Consider the following 1429-nt stretch of genomic DNA (forward strand, 5'->3'; position numbering starts at 1 on the left):
GGGTCAAGCCCGACGGCGTGGTGTGTGACGGCGACCGCGTGATCTTCGGTCTGGGTCAGGCGCTGAGCGCCGGGATGTCGTTGGTCGTGGTCACCTCCTGGTTGGTGTCGGCGGTGTCGCCGACGGGTCGGAGTCGGCAGCGGGCCAGGACGTCGAGGCCGAGGTAGCGGCGGCCTTCGGCCCATTCGTCGTGCTGCTCGGCGAGCACTGCGCCGACGAGGCGGATCAGGGAGTCGCGGTCGGGGAAGATGCCGACGACGTCGGTGCGGCGGCGGATCTCTCGGTTGAGTCGTTCGCTGGGGTTGTTGGACCAGATCTGCCGCCAGACCTCTTTGGGGAACGCGGTGAATGCCAGGACGTCGCCGCGGGCGGCATCGAGGTGCTCGGCGACCTTGGGCAGCTTGCTGGTCAGGGCGTCCAGGACCCGGTCGAACTGGGCGTGCACGGAGGCGGCGTCGGGTTGGTCGTACACCGAGTGCAGCAGGGCTCGGACCCACGGCCAGGAACTCTTGGGGCAGGCGGCCATGAGGTTGGCGGCGTAGTGCGTTCTGCAGCGTTGCCAGGCGGCGCCGGGCAGCGTCGCCCCGATCGCCTCGACCAGGCCGCGGTGCGCGTCGCTGGTGACCAGTTGGACGCCGGTCAGGCCGCGGGCGGTCAGGTCGCGGAAGAAGGCGAGCCAGCCGGCGCCGTCCTCAGCGCTGGTGACCTGCAGGCCCAGGATTTCCCGGTGCCCGTCGCCGTTCACGCCGGTGGCCACGAGGGCGTGCACGCCGACGACGCGGCCGCCCTCGCGGACCTTGAGCACTAGGGCGTCGGCGGCCACGAACGTGTAGGGCCCTTGGTCCAGGGGGCGGTGGCGGAAGTCGGCGACGTGGGCGTCGAGGTCCTTGGCCATCTCGCTGACCTGCGACTTGCTCAGCCGCGTGACGCCCAGGGACTCCACCAGCTTCTCCATCCGCCGGGTGGAGACCCCCAGCAGGTAGCAGGTGGCCACGACCGTAGTCAGCGCCCGCTCGGCCCGCCGCCGCCGCTCGAGCAGCCAGTCCGGGAAGTAAGACCCCGAGCGCAGCTTGGGGATCGACACGTCCAGGGTGCCGGCGCGGGTGTCGAAGTCGCGGTGCCGATAGCCGTTGCGGGTGTTGGTCCGCTCGGCGGTGCGCTCGCCGTACTCGGCGCCGCACACGGCGTCGGCCTCGGCCGACATGAGCGTGTTGATGAACGTGGTCAACATTGAGCGCAGCAGATCAGGGCTGGCCTGGGCCAACTGCTCGTGCAAGAAGGCGGTGGGGTCGATACTGCTCGCAGCGGTCATCGCGTCGATCTCCTGGTGGGCTGTGAGAGGTCTCCACAAGATCACGCGATGGCCGCCCTTTCGTGGACGCCCCGCTGGTCACCAGGGTCGTCGCACACCACCCTGGTGGACGCCACT

1 protein-coding gene is annotated in these 1429 nt (G+C 70.2%); it reads right to left on the minus strand.

Annotated elements, in window-relative coordinates:
- Window positions 1-55: 55 nt before the first annotated feature.
- Window positions 56-1312: an IS256 family transposase gene (locus JL106_RS20480; RefSeq protein WP_205262633.1), complete on the minus strand. Its 1257-nt coding sequence runs from the start codon at window positions 1310-1312 to the stop codon at window positions 56-58.
- Window positions 1313-1429: the final 117 nt, after the last annotated feature.

The sequence above is a fragment of the Nakamurella leprariae genome (assembly GCF_016918035.1).
GTDB lineage: Bacteria > Actinomycetota > Actinomycetes > Mycobacteriales > Nakamurellaceae > Nakamurella > Nakamurella leprariae.